The sequence below is a fragment of the Micromonospora sp. RL09-050-HVF-A genome (assembly GCF_019374995.1).
GTDB lineage: Bacteria > Actinomycetota > Actinomycetes > Mycobacteriales > Micromonosporaceae > Micromonospora > Micromonospora antibiotica.
Genome location: NZ_JAGKQP010000002.1, coordinates 3,445,958 through 3,469,915 on the forward strand (window position 1 = coordinate 3,445,958; position 23,958 = coordinate 3,469,915).

General features: G+C 74.0%; 19 protein-coding genes and 1 pseudogene. 8 read left to right on the forward strand and 12 right to left on the reverse strand.

Annotation, left to right across the window (positions count from 1 at the left end):
• Positions 1-31 precede the first annotated feature (31 nt).
• On the forward strand, positions 32-250 hold the full coding sequence (locus J7462_RS14875; protein WP_208568064.1) for a DUF397 domain-containing protein: 219 nt from the start codon (positions 32-34) through the stop codon (positions 248-250).
• 240 nt (positions 251-490) lie between these two features.
• Positions 491-760 carry a hypothetical protein gene (locus J7462_RS14880; RefSeq protein ID WP_208568062.1) on the forward strand — a complete coding sequence of 90 codons (270 nt, stop codon included), beginning with the start codon at positions 491-493 and terminating at the stop codon, positions 758-760.
• A gap of 49 nt (positions 761-809) precedes the next feature.
• On the opposite strand, the gene nudC is transcribed toward J7462_RS14880, so the two are convergent.
• The 4 genes from nudC to J7462_RS14900 are packed head-to-tail and all read right to left on the reverse strand — an operon-like array spanning position 810 to position 5,526.
• Entirely contained in the window at positions 810-1,757 is a 948-nt protein-coding gene (nudC, locus tag J7462_RS14885; protein ID WP_219464592.1) for an NAD(+) diphosphatase, read from the reverse strand.
• Positions 1,754-3,079 carry a pitrilysin family protein gene (locus tag J7462_RS14890; RefSeq protein ID WP_219464593.1) on the reverse strand — a complete coding sequence of 442 codons (1,326 nt, stop codon included), beginning with the start codon at positions 3,077-3,079 and terminating at the stop codon, positions 1,754-1,756. Before J7462_RS14890 ends, nudC begins: the two co-directional genes overlap by 4 nt.
• On the reverse strand, positions 3,076-4,386 hold the full coding sequence (locus J7462_RS14895) for a pitrilysin family protein (protein WP_219464594.1): 1,311 nt from the start codon (positions 4,384-4,386) through the stop codon (positions 3,076-3,078). The genes J7462_RS14890 and J7462_RS14895 overlap by 4 nt, the downstream gene beginning before the upstream one ends.
• A gap of 54 nt (positions 4,387-4,440) precedes the next feature.
• Positions 4,441-5,526, reverse strand: coding sequence for an LLM class flavin-dependent oxidoreductase (locus J7462_RS14900; protein WP_219464596.1), 1,086 nt, complete (start codon positions 5,524-5,526; stop codon positions 4,441-4,443).
• A 187-nt stretch (positions 5,527-5,713) separates the two neighbouring features.
• Here J7462_RS14900 and J7462_RS14905 point away from each other — a divergent pair, with 187 nt between their 5' ends.
• Genes J7462_RS14905 through J7462_RS33645 form a run of 4 tightly spaced genes read left to right on the forward strand, consistent with a single transcriptional unit; the run spans position 5,714 to position 9,041 of the window.
• Complete coding sequence (locus J7462_RS14905) at positions 5,714-6,775, forward strand: ABC transporter substrate-binding protein (protein WP_219464597.1); 1,062 nt, start codon at positions 5,714-5,716, stop codon at positions 6,773-6,775.
• On the forward strand, positions 6,772-7,551 hold the full coding sequence (locus J7462_RS14910; protein ID WP_208568056.1) for an ABC transporter ATP-binding protein: 780 nt from the start codon (positions 6,772-6,774) through the stop codon (positions 7,549-7,551). The genes J7462_RS14905 and J7462_RS14910 overlap by 4 nt, the downstream gene beginning before the upstream one ends.
• Positions 7,541-8,425 (forward strand): ABC transporter permease, encoded by an 885-nt coding sequence (locus J7462_RS14915; protein WP_219464598.1) that lies wholly within the window; start codon positions 7,541-7,543, stop codon positions 8,423-8,425. Before J7462_RS14910 ends, J7462_RS14915 begins: the two co-directional genes overlap by 11 nt.
• 1 nt (position 8,426) lies before the next feature.
• Positions 8,427-9,041: an Rrf2 family transcriptional regulator gene (locus J7462_RS33645; RefSeq protein ID WP_374197522.1), complete on the forward strand. Its 615-nt coding sequence runs from the start codon at positions 8,427-8,429 to the stop codon at positions 9,039-9,041.
• A gap of 308 nt (positions 9,042-9,349) precedes the next feature.
• Here the strand turns inward: J7462_RS33645 and J7462_RS14925 are convergent, their stop codons facing one another.
• The 7 genes and pseudogenes from J7462_RS14925 to J7462_RS14955 form a co-directional block, all read right to left on the reverse strand.
• On the reverse strand, positions 9,350-9,550 hold the full coding sequence (locus J7462_RS14925) for a hypothetical protein (RefSeq protein WP_208568054.1): 201 nt from the start codon (positions 9,548-9,550) through the stop codon (positions 9,350-9,352).
• A 326-nt stretch (positions 9,551-9,876) separates the two neighbouring features.
• A complete protein-coding gene (locus J7462_RS14930) occupies positions 9,877-11,199 on the reverse strand; it encodes a DEAD/DEAH box helicase (protein WP_219464599.1) in 1,323 nt (440 codons plus the stop codon).
• Positions 11,200-11,418: 219 nt separating this feature from the next.
• Complete coding sequence (locus J7462_RS14935) at positions 11,419-11,622, reverse strand: cold-shock protein (RefSeq protein WP_007464836.1); 204 nt, start codon at positions 11,620-11,622, stop codon at positions 11,419-11,421.
• 200 nt (positions 11,623-11,822) lie between these two features.
• Complete coding sequence (locus J7462_RS14940) at positions 11,823-15,407, reverse strand: ATP-dependent helicase (RefSeq protein ID WP_219464600.1); 3,585 nt, start codon at positions 15,405-15,407, stop codon at positions 11,823-11,825.
• Positions 15,404-19,021 (reverse strand): ATP-dependent helicase, encoded by a 3,618-nt coding sequence (locus tag J7462_RS14945; RefSeq protein WP_374197523.1) that lies wholly within the window; start codon positions 19,019-19,021, stop codon positions 15,404-15,406. The genes J7462_RS14940 and J7462_RS14945 overlap by 4 nt, the downstream gene beginning before the upstream one ends.
• A 325-nt stretch (positions 19,022-19,346) precedes the next feature.
• Positions 19,347-19,892: a TIGR00730 family Rossman fold protein gene (locus J7462_RS14950; protein WP_219464602.1), complete on the reverse strand. Its 546-nt coding sequence runs from the start codon at positions 19,890-19,892 to the stop codon at positions 19,347-19,349.
• A 355-nt stretch (positions 19,893-20,247) separates the two neighbouring features.
• Positions 20,248-21,069 (reverse strand): annotated as a pseudogene (locus J7462_RS14955) (TIGR00730 family Rossman fold protein); the annotation flags it as partial.
• 155 nt (positions 21,070-21,224) lie between these two features.
• On the opposite strand from J7462_RS14955, the gene J7462_RS14960 reads away from it, so the two are divergent.
• The gene (locus tag J7462_RS14960) at positions 21,225-21,392 is read left to right on the forward strand and encodes a hypothetical protein (RefSeq protein ID WP_208568156.1); all 168 of its coding nucleotides are present in this window, start codon (positions 21,225-21,227) and stop codon (positions 21,390-21,392) included.
• A gap of 359 nt (positions 21,393-21,751) precedes the next feature.
• Here J7462_RS14960 and dapE read toward each other — a convergent pair whose 3' ends face one another.
• Positions 21,752-22,825 carry a succinyl-diaminopimelate desuccinylase gene (dapE, locus tag J7462_RS14965; RefSeq protein ID WP_208568050.1) on the reverse strand — a complete coding sequence of 358 codons (1,074 nt, stop codon included), beginning with the start codon at positions 22,823-22,825 and terminating at the stop codon, positions 21,752-21,754.
• 81 nt (positions 22,826-22,906) lie between these two features.
• Between dapE and dapD the strand changes: the two genes are divergently transcribed.
• Complete coding sequence (gene dapD / locus J7462_RS14970; protein WP_219464603.1) at positions 22,907-23,863, forward strand: 2,3,4,5-tetrahydropyridine-2,6-dicarboxylate N-succinyltransferase; 957 nt, start codon at positions 22,907-22,909, stop codon at positions 23,861-23,863.
• Positions 23,864-23,958 lie beyond the last annotated feature (95 nt).

Genomic DNA, 23,958 nt, shown 5'->3' on the forward strand with positions numbered 1-23,958 from the left:
CGAGGCAGTTCCAGAAAGCAGGAGCAGAACCATGAACGAGATCCAGACCGTGCCCGCCGACGCGCGCTGGCACAAGAGCACCCGCAGCCAGACCTCCAACTGTGTGGAGGTCGCCCACCTGCGTACCGCGACGGTCGAGGTGGCGCTGCGGGACAGCAAGGACCCGAACGGCCCGGTGCTGCTGTTCCCGAGGGCCGGCTGGCTCGGCTTCCTCGCTGGCACCAAGAACGGACAGTTCGCTCTGGACTGATCCCGGTCGCTCAGGGTGGGGCCGTCGGCAGGATTGCCGGCGGCCCCACCGTCGTCCGGCGGCCCCGAACCCGTCATCCCCGGACGGCAACCGGTCTGACCAGGCATCGGATGATCGGACAGGGACCCGGTCGATCGCCGCGTTTCACTTGCTGGGACCCCGCGCGGGCGTAACATGACGATTCAGTGACGTGGAAGTTCCACCACGTACCGGCCACCCGCGGTCCGTCCGGAGACAGCCATGCGTTTCCTGATCGTTCGTACCGACATCCGCACCGCCGCCGACATCGACCTCGCCGCCGCCTGGGCCGGCGGGGGCTGCCTACGCAACGAAACCACCACCCCGGAGTTCCGCCGGCAGACCGTCCACGCCGAGGACCGGGACGCGGCCCTGCTGCTGGCCCGCGCCCTGTCCACGGTGGGCGCGGTCCGCGCCGGCCGGCAGCGGGTCAAGGTGCTTCCGCTCGACGAGCCGGGCCGACGCTCCCGCAGACAGCACCCGCCCGGCTGACCGACGTCAGTCGGCAGACCCGCACGGCGTCGGTACGCCACCCGACCGGTCAGCAGTGCCCGTCGAGCCAGCGGTGGATCAGGAAGAGGGCGATCGACGACGGCGGCGGCAGGAGCACCCGGTCGCCGTCCCCGGCGTCCACCGCCCGACCGGCCAGTACCGCGCCGATGTCCCGCCGGGTGAACCACCGGGCGTACGCGATCTCCGTCGGGTCGACCCGCACCGGCTCCCGGGGGTCCGCCTCGGCCAGGTAGCCCAGCATCAGCGAGCCGGGAAACGGCCAGGCCTGGCTGCCCGCGTACGTGATCCGCTCGACCCCGACGCCGACCTCCTCGCGGACCTCGCGCAGCACCGCCGCCTCCGCCGACTCCCCCGGCTCCACGTAGCCGGCGAGACAGGAGAACCGCCGCTGCCCCGGGGTACGCGGCCAGGTGGCGTTGTTGCCGAGCAGGCAGCGACCCTCCGGTCCGCCCATCCCGTCGTGCACCAGGACGATCATCGCCGGGTCGGTCCGCGGCCACATCCGCTGGCCGTCCGTGCCCACCCGTGTCCAGCCGCCCTCGGCGACCTCGGTCCGGTGCCCCGACCGGGGTGACCAGCCGTGCCCCAGGTGCCAGTTGACCAGGGCGAGCGCCGTGGTGAAGATCCCCGCGTCCCGGTCGTCGAGCAGGTGGCCGATCTCCCGCAGGTTGGCCGCCCGGGTGCCCGGCAGGTCGGGGAGCGGGGCGTCCACCGCGAAGACCGGCACCCCGTCGGGCTCCACCCCCAGGAAGAGCGGGTACGCCTCCCCCGGCGGGCCGACCTCGGCGGCTTCCCGCAGCACCAGCACCGGCGGGTTCGCCTCGGTGTGCACCAGCGCCCGCCCGTCCCGGGTCGAGTCCAACACCAGCACCCGGGCCCGCTGCCACGCCTGCGCCAACCACTGCGGGTCGGTACGCCGGTGCGCCGCCCGGTCCAACGTGGACCGGGCCAGCGGGGGCGCGGCCTCCCCGCTCACGCCGACTCCGTCCGCACCGGGGTGAGGGCGGACAGTGGTCCGGCGACCCGCTCGGCGTCACCGAGCACCACCACGACCGCCCGCGCCGGGGCAAGATACCGGGCACCCGCCTCGGCGACGTCGTCGACGGTGGCCTTCGCCAGCCGGGCGGCGTGCTCGGCGAGGAAGTCCAGGCGCAGCCCGCTGCCCGCGTACGCGCTGGTCAACGCGGCCAGCCCGGCCTGGGTGGAGATGCCGAGCTGGAGGGTGCCCAGGGCGTACTGGCGGGCCTGCTCCAACTCGTCCGCCCCGGGCGGCACCGAGGCCAGCCGGCCCAGCTCGTACGTCGTCTCCAGCAGGGCCGGGCCGGTCACCTCGGTGGCCACCTCGGCCCCGGCGACCAGCACCGACCCGGCCACCGAGTGCTCGACCGACGAGTGCGGGCCGTAGGTGTACCCCTTGTCCTCCCGGATGTTCTCCGTCCAGCGGGACGAGAAGTAACCGCCGAAGATCAGATTGGCCAGTTGCAGCGCGGCGTGGTCCGGGTGGGTGCGGGGCACCGCCGGCAGCGCGATCCGCAGCGACGACTGCACCGAACCGGGCCGGTCCACCAGCAGCAGCGGACCGGGTTCCAGCGGGGGTGCCGGCGGCAGGGCGGCACCCCGGCTGTCCCCGGTCCAGCCGGCCAGGGCCTTCTCCGCCGCGTCCAACGCGCGTTCCGGCTGCACGTCGCCGACCAGCACCAGCACCGCCTCGGCCGGGTGCACCCGCTCGGCGTGCAGCCGGCGCAGCGCCGCCGGACGGACCGCGCGGACCTGGTCCGGTTCCGGGGTCTGCACCGCGTACGGGTGCCGGCCGTAGATCCGCCGCAGCAGCGCGGTACGGGCCAGGTGGGCCGGCTGGCTCTGCGCCACCTGGATCCGGTCCACCAGCCGGTCCCGCTCGGTCTGCACCCAGTCGGCCGGGTAGCTGGCGTCGGTCAGCACGTCCGCCAGGATCTCCAGCATCCGGTCCAACCCGGTGACCAGACCCGCACCGGAGAGCATCAGCCGGTCCGGGTCGGCCCCGGCCGAGAGCCCGCCGCCGACCTTCTGCAACTCGGCGGCGATCTGGGTGGCGGTGAGGGTGCCGGTTCCGGCCAGCACGGTCTCGGCGAGCATCGCCCCCCGGGCCAGGTGGGTCCGGCCGAACGGCATCCACAGCCGCAACTCCACCAGGGGGACGGCGGGCCGGCGTACCGCGAGCACGGTGAGCCCGTTGGGAAGCCTGCGCTCGGCCTGCTTGGGCAGCTTGAGCCGCCGGGTCGGACCGAGCGCCGGCAGCGCCCGGGTGACGCTGGTCATTTGGCACCTCCTGGGATGACCTCGATGGAGGCGCGGCGCTCCGGGCGCAGGGTGGCGGCGGCGGCGCGGACCTGGTCCTCGGTGACCTCGCCGACCAGCCGGGGCAGGTCGTTGAGCAGGCCCGGCTCGCCGCGCTGCTGTTCCAGCACCGCCATCCGCAGCGCCCGGCCGAGCACCGCGTCGGTGTCCCGCAGCAGGTGGGTGGCCATCCGTGCCTGGGTACGGGCCAACTCGCCGTCGGTCAGCCCGTCGGTGGCCAGCCGGTCCAGTTCCTCGTCGATCGTGCGCAACGCCTTGTCCACGTCGCCGCCGGGCGGCAGGTGCGCCTGGAGCAGCAGTGCGGTGGGGTCGCGGACGTCGAACGGGTCACCCATGAAGCCGAGGTAGCCGCCGAGGCCGGTGACGCTGCGGTCGCGCTGGACCATCCGCTCCACCAACCGGGACGCGTCCCCGTCGGTGAGCACCTCGGCGAGCACCACGTAGGGCAGGTAGCCGGCGAAGTCGACGACCGGGTCGGGCACCCGCCACGCCGAGGCCACCGCCGGCAACGGGGCCAACTGATCGGTGTACGAGGTGCGCCGCTCGACGGTCAGGTCCGGCTCGGTGAAGTCCGGACGCTCCGGGGCGGGTCGGGCCGGCACGTCACCGAAGTGCCGTTCGACCAGGGTGGTCGCCTCCGCGACGTCGATGTCCCCGCTGACCGCCAGGACGGCGTTGCCGCTGGCGTAGTAGCGGCGGAAGAAGTCGGCGGCGTCGGCGACGGTGGCGGACTCCAGGTCGTCGAACGAGCCGTAACCGTCGTGCGCGTTGGGGAAGGTGTCGAACATGACCGGCGGCAGGGTCAGCCAGGGAAACCCGCCGTACGGCCGGTTGAGCACGTTGACCCGGATCTCCTCCTTGACCACGTCGACCTGGTTGCGCAGGTTCTCCTCGGTCAGCCGGGGGCCGCGCATCCGGTCGGCCTCCAGGAACAGCGCCCGTTCCAGGGCGTTGCCGGGAAGCGTCTCGTAGTAGTCGGTGTAGTCCAGGTGGGTGGAGCCGTTGAAGGTGCCGCCGGCGCCCTGCACGTGCCGGAAGTGGGCAAGCTTCTCCAGGTTCTCCGAGCCCTGGAACATCAGGTGCTCGAAGAGGTGGGCGAAGCCGGTACGCCCCTGCGGCTCGGAGCGGATGCCGACGTCGTAGACGACCGCGACGCCGATCACCGGGGCGCTGCGGTCCGGGGTGAGGACCACCCGTAGGCCGTTGTCGAGGGTGAACCGCTCGACCGGGTATTTCGTCGCTGGAATTCTCGCTCTCCGGGTCGGCACGTGATCGACCCTAGCGTGTCGCCAGCGGTGACACGGCCGTCCGCGACCCGCGTCTCAGTGCGACACCGCGACGGGCAGCGCGGTGACCCGGGGCAGCACCTCCGCGCCGACGCGTTCCGCCTCCTCCCGGTGCGGCCAGCCGGAGAGGATGAACTCGTCGACGCCGCTGTGGGCGTACTCGTCGAGCCGGGCGGCGACCTCGGCGTAGCTGCCGACCAGCGCGGTGCCCGCCCCCTCGCGGACCAGGCCGATGCCGGCCCACAGGTTCGTCGCGACGGCGAGGCGTCCGCTGCCGCCGCCGTGCAGCGCGGTCATCCGGGCCTGGCCGACGGAGTCCATCCGGCCGAACCGGGCCTGGGCGGCGGCGATCCGCTCCGGGCTCATCCCGGCCCGCAGCCGGTCGGCCTCGGCCCACGCCTCGGCGGCGGTGTGCCGGGCGATGACGTGCAGCCGCAGCCCGGTGCGCAGGGTGCGGCCCTGCTCGGCGGCGCGGGCGCGGACCCGGGCCACCCGGGTGGCGATCGCCGCCGGTGGCTCGCCCCACATCAGGTACGCGTCGGCCTGCCGGGCGGCGACCGCCTCGGCGGCCGGGGACGCGCCGCCGAGGTAGACCGGGGGCGGGTCGACCAACGGGCTGGCGAGCCCACCGCCGTCGATCCGGTAGTGCTCACCGGCGAAGTCGAACGGGCCGCCGCGCCAGGAGCGGCGGAGCACCTCGATGAATTCCCCGGTACGGGCGTAGCGGGCGTCGTGGTCGAGGAAGTCGCCGTACGCCCGCTGCTCGGTGGGGTCGCCGCCGGTGACGATGTTCAGCGCGAGCCGGCCGCCGGAGACCGCCTGGAACGCCTCGGCCTGCTGGGCGACCAGGGTGGGCAGGGCGAAGCCGGCGCGGACGGCGACCAGCAGGCCGATCCGTTCGGTGTGCTGGGTGACGGCGGCGCAGACGATCCACGGGTCGGGGCAGCCGGAGCCGACCGGGGTGAGCAGTGCGCGGAACCCGCCCGCCTCGGCGGCCCGGGCCACCTCGGTCAGATATCCGATCGTGGCGGCCCGTGCGTGCCGGGCCGCGCCTGCGGCGACGGTGGCCGCGCCGACCTGGTCGCCGTCGCCGGAGGTGGGGAGGAACCAGTGGAAGGTCATGTCGGCAGCCCTCTCGCCGTGTCCCGCCCGGTCTGCCTCGCCGGGGCAGCTAAACCTATCAAGAAGGTAGGAAAACCAGGAATATCTGAGACCCGACATCCCATGATGTGGATGGCGCTTGACGTCAATGGACCCCTGGCCCACTCTTCCTACCAACTAAATAGGAATACTGCGGATTGGACAGATGATGAGACGGCTCCCCTTCCGTCGGCTGATCTCCCTCGCCACCCTCGCCGTCATCGGCGCGGCCACGATGGGCACCACCGCCGCGTGCGGCGACGACGACAGCGCCGGCGGCGACTCCGGCCCGGTCACCCTGCGGCTGGGCTACTTCCCCAACATCACGCACGCCCCGGCCGTGGTGGGGGTGGAGAAGAAGATCTTCGAGGACAAGCTCGGCAGCGACGTCAAGCTGGAGACCAAGACGTTCAACGCCGGCCCGGCCGCCATCGAGGCGATCTTCTCCGGCGCGCTCGACGCCACGTACATCGGCCCGAACCCGACGGTGAACGCGTTCTCCAAGTCCAAGGGCGAGGCCGTCCGGGTCATCTCCGGCGCCGCCTCCGGCGGGGTCGCCCTGGTGGTCAAGCCCGGGATCACCTCGGTCGAGCAGCTGCGCGGCAAGAAGATCGCCACCCCCCAGCTCGGCAACACCCAGGACGTCGCCATCCGCTACTGGCTCAAGGAGAAGGGCCTCAAGACCACCAAGGAGGGCGGCGGCGACGTCAAGATCGTCCCGCAGGAGAACGCCCAGACCGTGGAGACCTTCTCCAGCGGCGCGATCGACGGCGCGTGGGTGCCCGAGCCGTTCGTCTCCCGGCTGGTCAACGCGGGCGGCAAGGTCCTCGTCGACGAGCGGGACCTCTGGCCGGACAAGAAGTTCGTCATCACCAACCTGATCGTCTCCACCAAGTTCCTCAAGGCCCACCCCGACGCGGTGAAGAAGCTGGTCGAGGGGCAGGTCGCGGCGAACGACTTCGTCAACACCAAGCCGGACGAGGCCCAGCAGGCCATCTCCGACCACATCGGCAAGATCACCGGCAAGCCGCTGGACCTCAAGCTGATCAAGCAGGCCTGGCCCACCCTGCTGTTCACCAACGACCCGATCGCGTCCTCGCTCAAGACCGGGCTGGACCACGCCGTCGCCGTCGAACTGACCCAGCCCGTCGACCTGAACGGCCTCTACGACCTGAAGTACCTCAACGAGGTGCTCAAGACGCAGGGCCAGGCCGAGGTCACCCAGCCGTGACGTCGACCACGACACCGCCGCAGAGCGCGACCGCCGCGGTCGCGCTCTCCGGCGTGACCAAGGTGTACGGGCGCGGGACGAACGCCGTCCTCGCCCTGGACGGGGTCAGCCTCGACGTCCGGCCCGGCGAGTTCGTCTGCCTCGTCGGCGCGTCCGGCTGCGGCAAGAGCACCCTGCTCAACCTCGTCGCCGGGCTGGACCGCGCGCAGGGCGGCACCATCACGGTGGCCGACGACGCCCACCCCGGCCTGATGTTCCAGGAGCCGGCGCTCTTCCCGTGGCTGACCGTCGAGGCCAACGTCGAGGTGCCGTTGAAGCTGCGCGGGCTGCCCCGGGCCGAGCGTCGGGAGCGGGTGGCCGAGCTGCTGAGCACCGTCCACCTGTCCGACTTCGGCCGCAAACGGCCGCACGAGCTGTCCGGCGGCATGCGGCAGCGGGTCGCCCTGGCCCGCACCCTCGCCCTGGACACCCCGGTCCTGCTGATGGACGAGCCGTTCGGCGCGCTCGACGCGATGACCCGGGACATCCTGCACGACGAGCTGGAACGGATCTGGGCCGAGCGGCAGCTCACCGTGCTGTTCGTGACGCACAACGTCCGTGAGGCGGCCCGGCTCGCCGACCGGATCATCCTGCTCAGCAGCAGGCCCGGCCGGATCATCTGGTCCACCGAGGTGAACGTGTCCCGCCCCCGGCGTATCGACTCCCCCGAGGTGGCCGCGATCGCCTCCGAGGTCACCGACCGACTCCGTACCGAGGTGGGCCGCCATGGCAAGTGACACCCTGACCGGCTCGGCCCGCACCGACGCGGAGATCTCCGGGCTGGACGCGCTGGAGATCGCCGGTCGCGACAAGGAGGTCTCCCGGGGGGCCCGGCTCTGGGCGTCCACCTGGCCCAAGCTCGCCGCGCTCGCCATCGCCATCGGGTTGTGGCAGGTGGTGGTCTGGAGCGGCTGGAAGCCGCCGTACTCGCTGCCCGGCCCGGTCACCGTCGCCGAGGAACTGGCCCGGCAGGCCAGCGGGCGGCAACTCTGGGACGGGCTCGCCACCACCCTGCAACGGGCCGCCCTGGGCTACCTCTTCTCCGTCGCGGTCGGCCTGCTGGTCGGCCTGGCGGTGGCCCGGTCCAAGGTGCTCCGGGCGGCGATCGGCTCGATGATCACCGCGTTGCAGACGATGCCGTCGATCGCCTGGTTCCCGCTGGCCATCCTGCTGTTCGAGCTGAGCGAGAAGGCGATCTTCTTCGTGGTGGTGCTCGGTGCCGCGCCGTCCATCGCCAACGGGGTGATCAGCGGCGTCGACTACGTGCCGCCGCTGCTGGTCCGGGCCGGCCGCAACCTCGGCGCCCGGGGGCTGAACCTCTACCGGTACGTCATCGCGCCGGCCGCGCTGCCCGCCATCGTCGCCGGGCTCAAGCAGGGCTGGGCCTTCTCCTGGCGCAGCCTGATGGCCGGTGAGCTGCTGGTGGTCGGCATCTCACAGACGTCCCTGGGTGCCCAGCTCACCTACTCACGGGAGTTGTCCGACGCGCCCTGGCTGCTCGCCACGATGATCGTCATCCTGGTCGTCGGGCTGGTGGTCGACGCCGCGTTCGGGGCGGCCGACCGGGCGATCCGCCGCCGCTGGGGCGTACTGGACCAGGCTGGTCAGTGACGTGTACATCTCCGCGCGCAGTGACTATGCGCTCCGGGCCATGCTCGCCGTCGCCGCGTCCGGCGACGGCGAGACCACCCACTCCACGGATGGGCCCGGCCGCCCCGAGGGCGGCAGCGGGCCCGAGGGCGGCAGCGGTCGGCCTGACAGCGGCGACCGGTTCGAGGACGGCCGGTCCGGGGGTGGTGGCGACCGTGGGAGCCCTGGTGGCGGCGGTGGGGGCCGTGGCGGTGGCGGTGGCGGTGAACTCGTCAAGGCGGCGTGCCTGGCGCAGGCGCAGGGTATTCCGCTGAGCTTCCTTCAGGGCATCCTGCTCGACCTGCGCCGCGCGGGTCTGCTGCACAGTCACCGGGGCACCGAGGGCGGCTACGCGCTGACCCGACCCGCCTCGCAGATCAGCGTCGGGGACGTGCTGCGTGCCGTCGGTGGATCACTGACCACCGTCCGTGGGCTGCCCGCCGAGGACGCCGGCTACCACGGGGTGGCGACCGGCCTGCGCGACGTCTGGCTCGCCGTGGACGGCGCGATCGCCGTGGTGGTCGACCAGACCACCCTGACCGACCTGCTGGTCCGCCAGGACCATGCCCCGGCCCCACTGCCGACGCCCAGCCGCTGACCCGGTTCGACCGGTGACGCCGGCCGGCCCGCCTGCGGGCAGGGTCCGGACGCGGTGCCGTTCGGCCGCTGACGACACCCGACCGGCCGCACCGTTCGGCTGCGACGACACCTGACAAGCCGCGCCGTTCGGCTGCGAAGACACCCGACCGGCCGCGCCGTTCGATCGCTCACGGCAGCCGACCCGCTGACCGCCTGCGAACCGCTGGTCCGGGGTGTCCGTCCGACCGTCGACCCCCCAGGATCCGACGGTCGGACGGGCACCCGGGCCCTCGGCCCCGCGGGCCCCACGGCCCCCGCGGGGTCGACTCAGCCGGCGGTCAGCTCGACCGTCGGCGGGCGCCCCTCGTCAGGGCTGTGCAACTCGACCAGCCCGGCCGGGGCGGTCCGCCCCGGCCTCGGGTGCCAGGGCGCGAACGCCGCGACCATGGCGAGCAGGAGCCCGGCACCGGCCACGGCTAACACCACCATCAGCTCGCGTCCCGCTCCCGACTCGACGTCGCCCCCCATGGTCACCCCTCCCGTGCCCGACCGTGCCGGCCGGTTCTTCCCCCGCGAGCAAGCTTCGACCAGCCGGGCACGGTGGAACAGTCACCGATCGGACGCAATAGAGCCGGCAAACCGACCCACCCGCCACCATGATCACCGAGGGTCTCCGCCCGACCCCGCACCGTCCATCGGCCGGCGGCACCCGACCCTCACCCGGCCCGAAAGCACGATCGACTCAGCCGGGCCGATGTGCGGCATCGTCGACACGATGACACCGCAACACGGCCCGGCTGAGTCGAACGTGACCAAGCCCGGCGGACGGCCCGGGTCGGGCGGGGACCGGTCGGTCAGGCGGTACGGGGGCGACGCGGTCGACGGGACCGGCCCGACGCCCGGTGCGACCGACCACCCTCGCCACCGCCACCGGTGCCGCCACCGACAGCGGCACGCGGCCGGGCGGCCGGGGTGGGCGTCGGGACGACGATCGTCACCGGCACACCGGACGGCTCACGGGCCCCGGTCACCCGGGCCAGCGCTCCGTCGCCGAGGCGTACCTGGGTGGACTGCGGCTTGATGCCGGCCACGCTCATCAGCCGGGAGACGTCCCGGCGCTGCTCCGGCAGGACCAGGGTGACCACCTGACCGGCCTCACCGGCGCGGGCGGTACGGCCACCCCGGTGCAGGTAGTCCTTCGCCTCGGTCGGCGGGTCCACGTTGACCACCATGTCCAGACCGTCGACGTGGATGCCCCGGGCCGCCACGTCGGTGGCGACCAGCGCGGTCACCTGGCCGGTGCGGAACTGCTCCAGGATCCGGGTGCGCTGCGGCTGGGACTTCCCCCCGTGCAGCGCCGCGGCGCGGACGCCCTTGGCGAGCAGCTGGCGGGCCATCCGGTCGGCCCGGTGCTTCGTCGCCATGAACAGGATGGTGCGGCCCTCGCGGGCGGCGATCTGGGTGAGCGCGGTGGGCTTGTCGACCGCGTCGACGTGCAGCACGTGGTGGGTCATCGCGGTCACCGTGGCGGTGCCCGGGTCTACCGAGTGCGACACCGGGTTGCTGAGGAACCGGCGGACGAGGCGGTCCACCCCGCCGTCCAGGGTGGCCGAGAAGAGCATCCGCTGGCCGTTCGGGGCGACCTGCTCCAGCAGCTTGGTCACCTGCGGCAGGAAGCCCATGTCGGCCATCTGGTCGGCCTCGTCCAGCACGGTGATGGCGACCTGGTCGAGGCGGGCGTCGCCCCGGTTGATCAGGTCGTGCAACCGGCCGGGGGTGGCCACCAGCACCTCGGTGCCGGCGCGCAGCGCGTCCGCCTGCCGCTGGAGGGAGAGCCCCCCGACCACGGTGGCGCAGCGCAACCCCAGCGCCCGGGCGTACGGGGTGAGTGCCGTGGTGACCTGGGCGGCCAGCTCACGGGTGGGGACCAGCACCAGGGCGAGCGGGCGACCCGGGCGGGCCCGGTGACCGGCGGTGCGGTGCAGCAGCGGGAGCCCGAAGGCGAGGGTCTTGCCCGAGCCGGTGCGGCCCCGGCCGAGCACGTCCCGGCCGGCCAGCGAGTCCGGCAGGGTGGCCGTCTGGATCGGGAACGGCTCGGTGATGCCCTGCTTGGTCAGCTCGGCGAGCAGCGCCGGCGCGAGGCCGGTCGCGGCGAAGGTGGGAATGGTCATGGTCATGCGGAATGCCTTCCTCGACGCGGCACGTGTCGAGGGAGGGCGCCGAGACTCGGCGCGGTCTCCGACGGAGCAGTCCGTCGAAGACTCACAAGCACGAACCGATGGGGTACGGGCCGGTCCGCCGCAGCACGCCGCGTCCCGCCGGAGCGGGGGCGGCGCGGCGGACCGGTCCGTCACCGGGTCCGGAGGACCCGGTGGGTGTTACGGACGATCCGAAGATCAGAGCGGGCGGATGTTCTCCGCCTGCGGGCCCTTCTGGCCCTGGGTCACCTCGAACTCGACCCGCTGGTTCTCGTCCAGGCTCCGGTAGCCGGAGGACTGGATCGCCGAGAAGTGGGCGAAGACGTCGGCGCCGCCGCCGTCCGGGGTGATGAAGCCGAAGCCCTTGTCAGCGTTGAACCACTTGACGGTGCCAATTGCCATCTGTTTCGTCTCCTTGACGGAACGTCGAACCCGCACCTGTTGCGGGCCCGAAGAGGAGCGCCCCGCGCGGGATGCGCGAATCGCCTGTTGTTTTTGGTCGCCCCGCCCGGAGAGCTCCGGACACAACAAAGAGCGCCTGGGGCCACAATCCGCCAGGCGCACACAGAGTCTCTGGAAACCAAAACTGCAACAAGAACAACCTACCACGGATCTTCGGGAGCGCCACCCCCCGCTGGAATTTCCGGCAACCCGGCGATGATCGTGGTCAGCCCGTCGGCGTCCAGCAGGTCCGCCGGCCGCACCGTCACCCCCTCCCGGACGTAGTGGAAGGCCGCCCCCACCCGGTCCACCGGCACTCCGGCCAGCTCCGCCCAGGCCAGCCGGTACACGGCCAGCTGCACCGCGACCACCTCGGCCTCAACCCCGGTCGGCTGCCGGCCGGTCTTCCAGTCGACCACGTCGTACCGGCCGCCGGGGCGGGTGAACACGGCGTCCATCCGGCCCCGCACCACCACGCCGGCCAGCACCGTGGCGAACGGCACCTCGACCTCCACCGGCACCCGGTCGGCCCACTCGCTGGCCAGGAAGCGCTCCTGGAGCTCGGCCAGCGCCGCGTCGGGGGCGGCGTCCGCGTCGGCCGCACCCGGCAACTCGTCCACGTCGAGCAGCCGGTCGGCCCCGAAGCGGGCCTCCAGCCACGCGTGGAAGGCGGTACCCCGCCGGGCGTACGGGCTGGGCGGGGCCGGCATCGGCCGGCGCAGCGTACGGGCCAGCTGCGCCGGGTCCCGGCGCAGCGCCACCAACTGGGTGACCGACAGGTGCCCGGGTAGCACCACCTCCACCGCCTCGGCCTGCCGCAGCAGCTCCGCCCGCTCGGCCAGGAGCAGATCCGCCTCCCGCCGCCACCGCGCCACCTCCGGATCGGGCTCCGGACCCGCCGCCTCCGGACCAGCCGCCCCCCTGCCCGCCGCCGGCGTGCCCGTGGGAGGCGGGGCCACCGCCTGGGGGGCCACCACCTGCGAGGCCACCACCTGCGGGGCCGCCGCCTGGAGGGCCACCACCTGCGGGGCCGCCGCCTGCGGAGACACCGCCTGGGGGGCCACCACCTGTGGGTCGCCGGGCACCACGGCGGGCGCGGGATCGCGGCGGGCCGCGTCGGGGTCGGCGAGGAAGCGGCGGACCAGGGCCGCCGCCTCGGTCAACGCCGGCCGGCGGGGGCCCAGCGGGTCGGCCGGCCACTCCGCCCGCAGCACCACCTCGGTGGTCGGATTGACCGCGTCACCGGCCGGCTCGGGCGTCCACTCGTCGACCAGCAGGCCGTCCCCACCGGCCAGGCAGGCGTCGTACACCTCGCGGAGCAGCACCGACGGGCCCCGGAACCGTTTGGTCCCCTCCCCCCACCAGTAGCCGGAGCAGAGCAGCAGCCGCCGGGGCCGGGTCACCGCCACGTACGCCAGCCGGCGTTCCTCACGCTCGTCGTGGGCCCGCCAGGCGTCGGTGAAGTCGGACACCACCCGGGCCACCCCGCGCTGGTCTATCACCTCGGTCAGGTCGAGCGTGGGCAACCCGTCGGCGTCGCCGCGCAACGGGAACGGCAGCACCCCGAGCCCACCCAGCCAGTGGTCGGAGCTACGGACCTGACCGGGCCAGCTGCCCCGGGTCAACCCGGCGACCGCCACGACGTCCCACTCCAGGCCCTTGGCGGCGTGTGCGGTGAGCACCTGCACCGCGCCCTCCACCACCTCCACCTCGCCCGGGGACAGCCCACGTTCCTCGTCCTCGGCGGCGGCCAGGTAGGCCAGGAAACCGGCGAGCGTCGCCGCCGGGGTCTCGCCGCTGAACCGGGCCGCCACGTCACCGAGCGCGTCCAGGTGCCCCCGGGCCAGTCCGGCGTCGCCGGTGCCGTCCCGGCCGGCCCGGACCGCCACCTCGACGTCCAGCCCGATGGTGCGTTCCACGTCCGCGATCAGCTCCGGCAGCGTCTGGTCCAGCCGGTAGCGCAGCAGGGCCAGCTCCATCCCGTACGACCGCAGCCGCGCGTAGCCCTCCGCCGAGTACGTCTGCGCCGGCCCCAGATCGGCCAGCGCCTCCACCAGGGTCGCCTCGTCGAGGGTGTCCACGACGATCTCCGACCCGTCGTCGCCGGTCAGCTCCCGGCGGGCCCGGGCGATGACCCGCGCCCGCCGGTGCAGGGCGACCAGGTCACGCGGCCCGATCCGCCAGCGCGCCCCGGTGAGCAGCCGCAGCAGCGCCGCACCGTCGGTCGGGTCGGCGAGCACCCGCAGCGTGCAGACCACGTCCCGTACCTCAGGGGTGTCCAGCAGCCCGCCCAGGCCGACCACCTCGACCGGCAGCCCCCGGGCCCGCAGGGCGGCCTCGATCGCCGGGATCTGGCTGCGCAGCCGGACCAGCACGGCGGTGGCGGGGCGCTGCGGCACCGGGATGTGCTCGGGCAGCGCGCCGGGCATCCGGGCCGCCCCCCGCCAGGCGGCGAGCACACTGTCGGCGATCCAGTCCGCCTCGTCGACGTACGTGGGCAGCAGCGCGCAGTGCACGGTGCCGGCGGCCCGTCCGCGCGGGCTGCGGTGCGGGATCGGGTCGCGGACGCTCAGCGCGGCGTGCAGCTCCGGCACCCGGGCGCCGGCGGCCCGCAGCGGCACCGACAGCGCGTTGGCCACGCCGAGGATCTCCGGCCGGTTACGCCAGCTGGTGGTGAGGCTCATCGCCTCGGCGGGGGCACCGTCGGCGCGGGCGAAGTCGGTGGGGAACCGGTCCAGCGTGCCGGCGCTGGCCCCCCGCCACCCGTAGATCGACTGGCAGGGGTCGCCGACGGCGGTGACCGGGTGACCGCCGCCGAAGAGGTGGTTGAGCAGCACCACCTGGGCGTGGCTGGTGTCCTGGTACTCGTCGAGCAGCACCACCCGGAAGCGGTCCCGCTCGACCGCGCCGACCGCCGGGTGGTCCCGGGCCACCCGGGCGGCACGGGCGAGCTGGTCGGCGAAGTCCATCGCCTCGAAGTCGTCCTTGCGCCGGGCGTACGCCCGCACCAGCGGCAGCAGCTTCAGCCGGGTGCGTTGCAGCTGGAGGGCCTTGCGGACGTCGGCGTAGACCCGGCCCGGGTGGGACTGCACCTCGGCGAAGAACCGGCCCGTCCAGGCGGCCAGGGTGTCCGGGTCGACCAGGTGCTCGTCCAACTCGCCGGCCAGCGCGAGCACGGCGTCGGTGATGGTGCTCGGCATCCGGTCGACCTCGGACATGTCGCCGTCGTAGTTGCGCACCAGCAGATCGACGAGCTGCCACCGGGACGCCTCGGTGAGCAGCCGGGTGGTCGGCTCGTAGCCGGCCCGTAGCCCGTGCTCGGTGACGATCCGCCCGGCGTACGAGTGGTAGGTGGAGACGGTGGGCTCGCCGGCCAGCGGGTCGTCCAGCGGGTTGCGGGCCCGCCGCCCGAGCCGCCGCACCAGCTGGTCGAGCCGGGTCCGCACCCGGTGCGCCAACTCACCGGCCGCCTTGCGGGTGAAGGTCAGCCCGAGGATCTGCTCCGGGCGGACGTAGGAGTTGGCGACCAGCCAGACCACCCGGGCGGCCATCGTCTCGGTCTTGCCCGAACCGGCACCCGCCACCACCAGCAGCGGCGCGACCGGTGCCGCGATGATCGCGGCCTGTTCGGCGGTGGGGGCGGGTAGCCGGAGCAGCCGGGCCAGCTCCACCGGCGTGTAGCGCGGCCCGGCGTCGGCGGCGCGGGGCGCGGGGGTGGCCGCGCTGAACAGCGTCGGTTGGGTCACCCCTCCCCCTCGTGGCCGGTCGCCGGTGGCTCCACGACCTGGCGGCCCTGCCCGGAGACGGGGCAGCTGGTCCGCACCGGGCAGACCCGGCACTTCGCGTTGGCGACGGCGGCGAAGGTCGAGGCGGCCATCGTATCGGCGGTGCGCCGGACCAGGGCGGTGGCCCAGCCGGCCTCGGGGCCCTGCCCGGCGGCGGCCTGGGTCTGCTCGCGGGCGTCCTTCGCACCGGTACCGAGCTGCACCAGCGCCGCGCCCCCGGCCTCGTCGCCGAACTCGGCGAACCCGCCCGCCTCCACCGCCGCCTGGTACGCCCCGAGCTGCGGATGCTCGGCCACCTCCCGCTCGGTGACCATCGTCGACTTGCCGGTCTTGAGGTCGATCACCACGAGCCGGCCGTCGGCGTCGACCTCCAGCCGGTCGACCCGGCCGGTCAGCTCGATCGGACGGGTCGGGTCGTCGAGGCGGACCGCGAACTCGTGTTCGATGGCGAGCAGCCGACGCGGGTTGCCGGCCAGCCAGCGCAGCAGCTTGTCCACCATGGCCTCGGCGCGGTCCCGTTCCGGGCCGACCATCCACCGGGCGGCCAGCTCGATCGCGTCGAACCGGGCGGCCACGTACTCCAGCAGGGCCGTGCGGTCGGCGCTGGCGTCCTCGGCCAGCATCGCGGCGGCGTGCACCAGGTTGCCGACGCCCTGGGCGGCGCTGGCCGGCCCGCTGCCGCCGTGCCGTTCGAGCAGCCAGCGCAGGCTGCACCGCAGCGCGCTCTCCATCCCCGACGGGGTGACCCGGACCGGTTCGCCCTCGTCGGCCAACGGCCGGTCGTCGGAGAGGCTGCGCAACCCCCACCAGTCGTCCGGGTGCGCGCCGGGAATGCCGGCGGCGGCCAGCCGGGCCAGTTCGGCCGCCGCCGCACGCCGCCGGGCCACCGACGCCGCCGGATCGACGACTGCGGTACGCAGCTCAGCCACCAGCGCGGAGAGGGTGAGCGCCCGGGGTGGCCGCCCCACGGGCAACTCGCCGGGCAGGGCGTCACCGGCCTCCCCGGGCCCCGCCGCCGACCCCTGGTCAGCCGCCTCGGCGCCGTGGCGGCGGGCGGTCGGCGGATCGTGGCGGGAGGGTGCCCCTGCGGGGGCCGGCTCCGGCCGCGGGTCCTGGTTGTCCACGCCGGCAGTGGGCAGGGCCGGCGTGGTGCTGTCACCCTGCGCCCGGTCGGCACCGACGCCGCCGACGGACGGGGTCCGAGCGGGGCCCCCGGGCGAGGTCGGGGGCCGGGTCGGGGTCGGGATCGGATCGTCGGGCGGGATCGGATCGTCAGGCGGGATCGGATCGTCAGGCGGGATCGGATCGTCAGGCGGGGTGGGGTCGTCGCCGGAGGTGCCGGTGACGCCGAGTTCGTGCAGGAAGCGGCTGGGCTGCTCCTCGTGGTCGTCGCCACCGACGGCCGCCGAGGCGACGGCGGTGACCAGCAGCCGACGCCGGGCCCGGGTCACCGCCACGTGGAACAGCCGGCGTTCCTCGTCGAGCAGGGCGGAGGTCTGCCCGACCAGGCCGGCCCGGGTGCCGGTGCCGTCCGCCCGGCCGACCAGCACGTCGACCAGCCGTTCGGAGCCGAGCAGGCTGCCGCGCAGCCGCAGGTCGGGCCAGACGCCCTCCTGCACGCCGGCCACCGCGACGAGGTCCCACTCCAGTCCCTTGGCGGCGTGCGCGGTGAGCAGGCGGACCGCCTCGCCCCGGTCGGCGCTGGCCGCCAGGGTGTCCGCCGGCAGATCCTGGCCGAGGACGTGGTCGAGGAATACCTCGGTACGCGCGCCGGGCAGCCGGTCGACGAACCGGGCCGCCGCGTCGAAGAGCACCAGCACCGCGTCGAGGTCCCGGTCGGCGGCCTCGGCCCGCCAACGCTGGGCGGTCTCGTGCTCCCCGGTGGCCTCCCGGCCCCGGTTGATCGCCCCCGCCCAGCGTTCGGCGAGCCCGCTGGCGTCCCACACCGCCCAGAGCACGTCCTCGGCGGTGGCCCCGGGCACCGCCGCCGCCGTCCGCGCGGTGGCGAGCAGCTCCGCCACCGTCCGGGCCGGCTCGACCCAGCGGCGTTCGATGCCGGCCAGCTCCGCCGGGTCGGCCAGCGCCTCGACGATCAGCTCGCCGGAGGGCCGCCGGTCGCCCCGGGCCAGCGCGAGCGCCCGCAGCCCCTGCCGCAGCCGCCGCTCGGCCAGCGGGTCGGCCCCGCCCAGCGGCGAGTGCAGCAGGGCGACCGCGGACTCCTCGTCCAGCCGGGCCGGTTCGAGCGCGCAGCGCAGCAGGAGCAGCAGCGGGGCGACCGCGGGTTGCAGGTGCAGCGGCAGGTCCTCGCCGTGCACGACGGTGGGCACCCCGGCGGCGTGCAACGCCCGCCGCAGCGCCGGCAGGTGCAGGTGGGTCGAGCGGACCAGCACCGCCATCGCCGACCAGGGCACCCCGTCGAGTAGGTGGGCGGAGCGCAGCGCGTGGGCCAACCAGGCGGCCTCGCTGGTGGCCGAACGGAAGGTACGCACCTGCACGCTGCCGGGTGGCGCGTCGGGCAGCGGTCGTAGCCGCCGGTGCCCGGCCGGCCCGCGCAACCGCCGGGCCAGGCGACCGGTGGCCCCGAGCAGCACCGCACCCGCGCGGTAGGACGTGGTGAGGGTGACCTGCGCCGCCGGGGCCCCGGAGGCCGTCCGGAACCGGTGCGGGAAGGCGGTCACCACGGCCGGGTCGGCACCCCGGAAGGCGTACGTGGAGGAGTCCGGGTCGGCGAAGGCCACCAGGGAACGGCCACCACCGGCCAGGACGGCCAGCAGGTCCTGCTGGGCCGGGTCGGTGTCGGCCAGTTCGTCGACGTAGACGTGGGCCAGCCGGCGACGCTCGGCCTCCAGCAGCTCCGGATCGTCGAGGAGCATGCCGGTGGCCGCCCGCACCAGCTCGGCCGGGTCGTACGCCACGGAGCCCCGGTTGCTGACGTCGCGCAGCGCGAGGACGGCGACGTACTCCCGGAGGAACCGGGCGGCGGCCGGCCAGTCGGTGCGGCCCAGCTTCTCCCCCAGCCGGGCCAGCTCGACCGGCCCGACGCCGCGTTCGGCGGCCCGCATCAGCAGGTCACGCAGCTGGCCGGCGAACGCCCGGGTACGCAGGGCGGGGAGCAGGTCGTCCGGCCAACCGACCGGGTCGTCGGGTTCGGTGCCGACGACGTCCAGCAGCTCCCGGATGATCAGATCCTGCTCGGGCCCGGTGAGCAGCCGGGGGGACGGCTCGCCGCGTTCGGCGGCGGCCCGGCGCAGCAGGCCGAAGGCGTACGCCGGGAAGGTGCGCACCAGCGGCTCGCGCAGCACCCGGTGGCCGTCGGCGGCGATCCGGGCCTCGATCCGGTGCCGCAGCCCGGTGGCCTGCCGACGGCTGAAGGTGAGCACCAGCAGGCGCTCCGGGTCGACCCCCTCGGCGACCCGGGCGGCGACCGCCTCGACCAGGGTGCCGGTCTTGCCGGTGCCCGGCCCGCCGAGGACCAGCATCGGCCCGGCGGTGTGCGCCACGACCTCCGCCTGGAGCGGATCGGGCCGACGCGCCGGCGGGTGGGTGGCCCCACTCGCCGTTGCCCGGGGCCGCAACTCCCCCCGGGGGTACGCGGCATCGCCCGCCGACCCCCCGGGCCGCGGCTCCCCCTCGACGCCTGACCCGGCCCGATCCGGGCCCACGGTCGCCCCGCCGTGCCGACCGTCCCCCGGACGCTCGCGGCGGACCGGCCGCCTTCCGGGCCCGATCCGGCAGGTCGGCGCACCAGCCGGTACCCCTGCACCCCCACATCCCACCACGCGGGTACGACACCACCCACCGCACCACCCCGCCCGGGCCCGGCCGGTGGCCGGCGGTCGGAAGTCGGTGCCGGCCACCCGGCCCGAACCCGCACCGCCCGGCCCCGGCGACGGGTGGGGATCAGGGCAGTTGGGACTCCAGGGCGTCCAGCGCGGTCGAGACGGTGGGGGCGACAGTGAGCAGGCCCAGGCCGGCCGGCTTGAGGAAGGTCTGTTCGGTGATGGTGCCCAGCCAGTCGAGCAATGGACGGTAGAAGCCGTCGGTGTCGACCAGCACCATCGGCTTGGTGTGCATGGCCAGGGTGGCCGTGGTCCAGACCTCGAACAGCTCGTCCAGGGTGCCCAGTCCGCCGGGCAGGGTGAGGAACGCGTCCGACTTCTCGATCATGATGGTCTTGCGGCTGGCCATGCCGTCGGTGACGAGCAGTTCGTCCGAGGCCAGGTCGGCGACCTCCAGGTCCACCAGCGCCTGCGGGATCACCCCGACGGTGCGCCCACCGGCCGCCCGCGCCCCGTCGACGAGGGCGCCCATCATGCCGACGCAGCCACCGCCGCTGACCAGCGTGTGCCCGCGCCGGGCCAGCTCCGCGCCGGTCTCGGCCGCCAGATCCAACCAGCGCTGGTCGAGGGTACGGGAGGACGCGCAGAAGACACAGATCGCCGCCACCGGCTCAGCCCTCCCGACCGTCGACGACACCCCGGCCCGCCCCGGACCCCGGCTCACCGGACCCTGACTCACCGGACCCCGGCTCACCAGGCCCGGCCGGACCGGACGCGGGGCTGCCTGGCGGCGGGCTACCGGAATCGGCGCTGCTCGACGTCGGACTGCCGGACGCGTGGCTGCCCGATGGGTGACTGCCCGATGGGTGGCTGCCCGACGCGGGACTGCCGGGCGAGAGACTGCCCGACGCGGGACTGCCCGACGCGGGACTGCCCGACGCGGGACTGCCCGACGCGGGACTGCCCGACGCGGGGGTGCCGGGCTTCGTGTCGGTGGCGTCTGCGACGGCGGCGGCCCGGCGGGCGGCCTGTTGGTCGGCGGCGGTCCGGGCGACCGCCTCCTCACGTACCGCCTCCTGGTCGACGGCGAGGGCCGCCTCGGCCTCGACGATGTGCCGTACCGCCGCGTCGACGTCGTCGGTGAGGCAGATCAGCTCCAGGTCCACCGGGCCGATCTTGCCCTCGGCAGCCATGCTGTCCCGCAGCCAGTCGAGCAGCCCCCGCCAGTAGTCGGTGCCCATCAGCACCACCGGGAAGCGGGTCACCTTGCCGGTCTGCACCAGGGTGAGCGCCTCGAACAGCTCGTCCATGGTGCCGAAGCCGCCGGGCAGCACGACGAACGCCTGGGCGTACTTGACGAACATGGTCTTGCGGGCGAAAAAGTAGCGGAAGTCGATGGCCAGGTCGACCCAGTCGTTGAGCCCCTGCTCGAAGGGAAGTTCGATGCCCAGCCCGACGGAGAGGCCGCCGGCTTCACTGGCACCCCGGTTGGCCGCCTCCATCACTCCGGGGCCACCGCCGGTGATCACCGCGTAACCGGCCCGGGCGAGGCCGGCCCCCAACTCCTCGGCCAGCCGGCACTCCGGACTGTCGGGTTTACTACGCGCGGAGCCGAAGACACTCACCGCGGGCGGCAGGTCGGCCAGCGTGTCGAAGCCCTCGACGAACTCGGCGAGGATCCGCAGCGCGCGCCAGGCGTCCTTGGTTTTCCAGTCGCTGCGCCCCCGGGAGTCCAACAACCGCTGGTCAGCGGTGCTGGTGGGGATCGCGCCACGGCGCAGCGTGACCGCTCCCCGGTGCCGCTCCGGATCGCGGCCCGGCCGCCGCCCGTTGGTCTGACTCATGACAGCCACCGTAGTGGAGGCGCACGTCAGGGCGGTGCCGGCCGACAGGTCGGAGAAAAAGTTCGCGATCATGGGCAACTAATTCTGTCGCCCGTACGTCTTACTATTCACATACCGGGTATGGCCCGGCGCGCGCCTTCGGGGGAGGAGCAAGCGTGATCAGCAACAACGAGCGGATGCGTATCCGCCGGCAGATGCAGCGACGGATCAACGAGGTGGTGGCCGAGCGCCGCCGCGCCCGACAGCTGGAGGTGCCGGTGGAACCCGCCGCCCAGCCCGTCGAGCCCACCGAACCCGACAATCCCCGCCTCACCACCGTCTGACACCCACCACCCGCCCAACCAGCCCCACCCCGCTCCCCACCCAATCAGCCTCACCCCACCAGCCTCACCCAACCAGCCTCACCCTGAGTTTCACCCCACCAGCCCCACCACGGCCCCGGCGGTCCCCGACCCCGGGGCCTCACCATGCATCCCCCACCCCTTCCAGCGCCCACACCCCACCCGCGCCCCTCCCCGCACTGGCGATCAAGAAGTTTGCGGCTGGTGATCAAGAAGTTTGCGGGCCGGGAGAGCGCTCCCCGTGACGCAAACCTCTTGATCACCGGGCCGAGCCGGGGCGCGGGCGGAGCGCGGGGTGGGGTGGGTTGGGGTGGGTTGGGGTGGGTTGGGGTGGGGGTGGGTTAGGCGGGGGTCAGCCAGCGGTGGAGGGTGGCGGCGCCGTCGCGGATCTTGGTCAGTTCGACGTGCTCGTCCTTGTGGTGGGCCAGGTTGGGGTCGCCCGGGCCGAAGTTCAGCGCCGGGATGCCCATCGCCGCGAACCGGGCGACGTCCGTCCAGCCCAGCTTGCCCCTCGGGGCCGAGCCCACCGCCGCCAGGAACTCCTGGGCCACCGGGGCCTTGAGGCCGGGGAGTGCGCCGGCCGCCGCGTCGGTGACCGTCAACTCGTAGCCGGCGAGCACTTCGCGCAGGTGCGCCTCGGCTGCCGCCGGGTCGCGGTCCGGGGCGAACCGGTAGTTGATCTCGATCTCGCAGCGGTCGGGGACGACGTTGCCGGCCACCCCGCCGCCGATCCGCACCGCGTTCAGGCCCTCACGGAAGTCGCAGCCGTCGATGGTGACCCGCCGCGCCTCGTACGTCGAGAGCCGGCGCAGCACCTCGCCCGCCCCGTGGATGGCGTTCACCCCACGCCAGGACCGGGCCGCGTGGGCCCGCTCGCCGTGCAGGGTGACGACCGCCCGCATGGTGCCCTGACAGCCGACCTCGACGATGCCGTACGTCGGCTCCAGCAGCACCGCGAAGTCGGCCTGGAGCCACTCCGGGTGCGCCCCACCGACCAGGGTGAGGCCGTTGTACCGGGACTCGATCTCCTCGGCCTCGTAGAACAGGTACGTCACGTCGTAGCGGGGGTCGGGCAGGGTCACCGCCAGGTGCAGCGCGAAGGCCACCCCGGACTTCATGTCGGAGGTGCCGCAGCCGTACATCAGGTCGCCGCGCATGGTCGACGGGAAGTTGTCGTTGAGGGGCACCGTGTCCAGGTGCCCGGCGAGCACCACCCGGGAGTCCCGGCCGAGGTCCGTGCGCGCCATCACCGTGTTGCCGTGCCGGAAGGTGCTCAGGTGCGGCACCCGGCGCAGCACCTCCTCGACGCAGTCGGCGATCGCCTTCTCGTCGAGGGAGACGGACTCGATGTCGACCAGGGCACGGGTCAGCGCCACCGGATCGGCCAGGACCTCGGGGGTAAGCGGGTTCTCCATGGTTCGCACGGTACCGTCCTGAACGGTGGGCGCGAGGGGTGAGCCCACCGGCCCCGCAGCCGCGAACGAGAGGGTAGAACAGTGACGTCCCAATCCGCCTGGGGAATCGGCGTGGCCACCGTGACCGCCGCCGAGCAGGTGCTCGACACCTGGTACCCGACCGGCAAGCTGGGCCTGGGTGAGCTGCCGCTGGTCCCCGGCGAGGACCAGGCCGACGTGCTCGACCTGCCACCCGGCGCGATCGGCGAGCGGGCCCTGCCGGGTCTGCGTACGGTGCAGGTGGTCACCGTGATCGGCGCGCTGGACGAGCCGATCAAGGACGCCGCCGACGCGTACCTGCGGCTGCACCTGCTCTCCCACCGCCTGGTGCGGCCCAACGAGCTGAACCTCGACGGCATCTTCGGCAAACTGGCGAACGTGGCCTGGACCTCGGCCGGGCCGTGCCCGCCGGAGCGGGTCGACGAGCTGCGGGTGATCGAGCGGGCCGCCGGCCGCCACCTGGCCGTGTACGGGGTGGACAAGTTCCCCCGGATGACCGACTACGTGGTGCCCGCCGGGGTGCGGATCGCCGACGCGGACCGGGTCCGGCTCGGCGCCCACCTCGCCACGGGAACCACCGTGATGCAGGAGGGTTTCGTCAACTTCAACGCCGGCACGCTGGGCACCTCGATGGTCGAGGGCCGGATCGTGCAGGGCGTGGTGGTCGGTGACGGCTCCGACATCGGCGGCGGCGCGTCGATCATGGGGACCCTCTCCGGTGGCGGCACCGACCGGGTCCGCATCGGTGAGCGGAGCCTGGTCGGCGCGAACGCCGGGGTCGGCATCTCGCTCGGCGACGACTGTGTGGTCGAGGCCGGCTGCTACGTCACCGCCGCCTCCAAGATCACTCTGCCGGACGGCCGGGTGGTCAAGGCCCGTGAGCTGTCCGGCGTCGACGGGCTGCTGTTCTGGCGTAACTCGGTGACCGGCGCGTTGGAGGCGAAGCCGCGCACGGGTCGGGGCATCGAGCTGAACGCCGCCCTGCACGCCAACGACTGAACCGCCCGAAACGCCGACGCCCGGGCCGCCCTGCACGCCAACAACCGAACCGCCCGAGACGCCGACGACCGGGCCGCCCTGCACGCCGACGCCCG